The sequence below is a fragment of the Enterobacter sichuanensis genome (assembly GCF_002939185.1).
Lineage (GTDB): Bacteria > Pseudomonadota > Gammaproteobacteria > Enterobacterales > Enterobacteriaceae > Enterobacter > Enterobacter sichuanensis.
In genome coordinates, this window is record NZ_POVL01000116.1 from 1 (window position 1) to 3,016 (window position 3,016).

A 3,016-nucleotide genomic window follows, 5' to 3' on the forward strand; every position below is an offset into this window, starting at 1 on the left:
CATAACAAACAGATAAAAAAAACCCTCGTCATTTGACGAGGGTTTACAATTTTGGTGGAGCTAAGCGGGATCGAACCGCTGACCTCTTGCATGCCATGCAAGCGCTCTCCCAGCTGAGCTATAGCCCCATCGTAAAGCTGTCATGTTGACGGGCGGCATAATATGAATTCCGCTGCGGAGTGTCAACGGCAAAATCAATACCCGCCGTTCAATCGCCGAAAAATCATGCAAATGAATCACTTTGCGAGCCTGCTCGCAGTCATGAGTTAAGCCTGTCACGTTTTCGTCTAAAACGGTGCTATAAAATGAACCGTTAATTGACCCCACAAATATTCAGGAAATTGCATGATCAAGGAACGAATGACGCCAGAAGAGTTAGCCCTCCTCACTGGCTATAGCCGCCAGACCATCAATAAATGGGTACGCAAAGAGGGTTGGATTACATCGCCAAAACCGGGAGTCCAGGGCGGGAAAGCGCGTCTGGTGCATGTGAACGAAAAAGTGCGTGACTTTATTCGCAGTGCACGACGGGCAACTGAAACGCCCGAGCTGCCCGAAGGCGCCAGCCACGACAGTTCGCTTCATACCCTGCTCCTGACGCTGGCCAACGAAATGACGCCGGAAGAACAGAAACAGATGACATCGCTGTTACTGCGGGAAGGGATTACCGGATTGCTGCAACGTTTAGGGATTCGCGAACGGAATGAATATTAAAAATTTACCTGGCAAAATGACCACGGAAGAACTGGCGCTAATTTTGGGGGTTGCCAGGCAAACGGTTAATCGCTGGATACGCCAGCAGGCGTGGAAAACCGAAGGGCTCAACGGTGTGAAAGGCGGTCGGGCGAGGCTTATTCATGTTGATGCACGCGTGAAAGACTATATTAAGCGCCTCCCGGCGATCCGGAGCCGTCAGGCGGTTTACCATCTCGCTGAGGCCACCACCGCATATCATAGCTCCCCTACAAGCCTGCGCCCGGGCATTATTGAGACGCTGGAGAATATGACTGAGCTGGAGCAGAAGCGTCTGGAAGACTTTTTGAAACGCGAAGGGATACGCGGCTTTCTTACGCGCCTGGATATTGCTGAACAAAATGCATAAAAAAACGGCAGGTTACCCTGCCGTCTTCTTTTTCTGGGAGGTCATTACTGCTGGTTTTCACGCTCAGCGATAAATTCCAGCGCCTTGTTAATGCGCGCCACGCTGCGTGACTTGCCGATAGCATGGACAGTCACATCCAGCGCCGGAGACTGGCCTGCACCGGTCACCGCAACGCGCAGTGGCATACCCACTTTACCCATGCCCACTTCCAGCTCGTCTGCCGTCGCCTGAATGGCATGATGCACATTCTCAGCGGTCCACTCGGTGAGTGCAGCAAGCTTGTCACGCACCACTTCCAGCGGCTGACGCGCAACCGGGCGGAGATGTTTCTTCGCGGCGTCCGCGTCAAACTCATCAAACTCTTCATAGAAGTAGCGGCAGCTTTCAGCAATCTCTTTCAGCGTCTTGCAGCGCTCGCCGAGCAGTCTCACCAGATCCGCCAGTTCAGGGCCGGTGCGGGTATCAATATTTGCCTGCTCAATGTGCCACTGCAGGTACGTCGCCACATATTCTGGCTGCATGGTATTAATGTAATGGTGGTTCAGCCACAGCAGTTTGTCGGTGTTGAACGCACTCGCCGATTTACTCACAGAACTCAGAGAGAACAGTTCGATCATCTCTTCGCGGCTGAAGATCTCCTGGTCACCGTGCGCCCAGCCGAGACGTACCAGATAGTTCAGCAGTGCTTCCGGCAGGTAGCCGTCGTCGCGGTACTGCATAACGCTTACCGCACCGTGACGTTTAGACAGTTTTTTCCCGTCGTCGCCGTTGATCATCGAAACGTGCGCATAGACAGGCACAGGTGCGTTCAGTGCTTTCAGGATGTTGATCTGACGTGGCGTGTTGTTGATATGGTCTTCACCACGAACAACGTGGGTAATTTCCATATCCCAGTCGTCAACCACAACGCAGAAGTTATACGTTGGAGAACCGTCGGTGCGGCGGATGATCAGGTCGTCGAGCTCCTGGTTGCTGAATTCGATCGGACCACGGATCTGGTCGTCGAAGATCACAGAGCCCTCTTGCGGGTTAGCAAAACGCACGACGCAAGGCTCATCAGCGGCATGTTCGCTGTGGTCGTGACGGCAACGGCCGTCATAGCGTGGCTTTTCACCGTTTGCCATCTGCTCTTCACGCAGCGCATCCAGACGCTCTTTGGAGCAGTAGCATTTATACGCTGTGCCCGCGACCAGCATCTCATCAATGACAGCGTTATAGCGGTCAAAGCGTTTAGTCTGGAAGTAAGGACCTTCATCCCACTCCAGATTCAGCCAGTTCATCCCATCCATAATGGCTTCAATTGCTTCTGGCGTGGAGCGCTCAAGATCGGTGTCTTCAATACGCAGCACGAACTCACCTTTGTTGTGGCGTGCAAAGAGCCAGGAATAGAGAGCAGTACGAGCACCACCGACGTGCAGATAGCCTGTCGGGCTCGGCGCGAAGCGAGTTTTGATTTTCATGAAATGGCCTTACGTTATAAAGATGCCGGTAATCGGCAAATCCCGGGGAAAAAACGATGGGCAATATTCTATCACTGTGGGGGGATTCCTCAATGTTGATCCCTTTATCGTGAAGGAGTTTGCGATTTTTGTTTAGAAATCATGCGCCACTGCCCGTTTCGCGATCGTTTTGTCTAATTTTACGACGAACGAATAAAAACTTTAGAAAATGCGTTGACTCATTTTCAACTCTCCCTATAATGCGACTCCACACAGCGGGGGTGATTAGCTCAGTTGGTAGAGCATCTCCTTTACACGGAGGGGGTCGGCGGTTCGAGCCCGTCATCACCCACCATCTACTTCACGTAGACTCGCAGTGTAGATAAGCATTGAGATTGGGCGATTAGCTCAGTTGGTAGAGCATCTCCTTTACACGGAGGGGGTCGGCGGTTCGAGCCCGTCATCGCCCACCATT

3 protein-coding genes and 3 tRNA genes are annotated in these 3,016 nt (G+C 52.5%); 4 read left to right on the plus strand and 2 right to left on the minus strand.

Going from position 1 to position 3,016, the window contains the following annotated elements:
* Positions 1-52 precede the first annotated feature (52 nt).
* Positions 53-128 (minus strand) — tRNA-Ala (locus tag C5687_RS23735).
* 217 nt (positions 129-345) lie between these two features.
* Here C5687_RS23735 and C5687_RS23740 point away from each other — a divergent pair.
* Both C5687_RS23740 and C5687_RS23745 read left to right on the plus strand, forming a co-directional pair.
* Positions 346-714 (plus strand): YfeC-like transcriptional regulator, encoded by a 369-nt coding sequence (locus C5687_RS23740; RefSeq protein ID WP_047959172.1) that lies wholly within the window; start codon positions 346-348, stop codon positions 712-714.
* Positions 710-1,102, plus strand: coding sequence for a YfeC-like transcriptional regulator (locus tag C5687_RS23745; protein ID WP_202911315.1), 393 nt, complete (start codon positions 710-712; stop codon positions 1,100-1,102). The genes C5687_RS23740 and C5687_RS23745 overlap by 5 nt, the downstream gene beginning before the upstream one ends.
* Positions 1,103-1,146: 44 nt before the next feature.
* Here the strand turns inward: C5687_RS23745 and gltX are convergent, their stop codons facing one another.
* Positions 1,147-2,562, minus strand: coding sequence for a glutamate--tRNA ligase (gene gltX, locus C5687_RS23750; protein WP_047959173.1), 1,416 nt, complete (start codon positions 2,560-2,562; stop codon positions 1,147-1,149).
* A 258-nt stretch (positions 2,563-2,820) separates the two neighbouring features.
* Between gltX and C5687_RS23755 the strand changes: the two genes are divergently transcribed.
* Positions 2,821-2,896, plus strand: a tRNA-Val gene (locus tag C5687_RS23755).
* A 42-nt stretch (positions 2,897-2,938) separates the two neighbouring features.
* Positions 2,939-3,014, plus strand: a tRNA-Val gene (locus tag C5687_RS23760).
* Positions 3,015-3,016 lie beyond the last annotated feature (2 nt).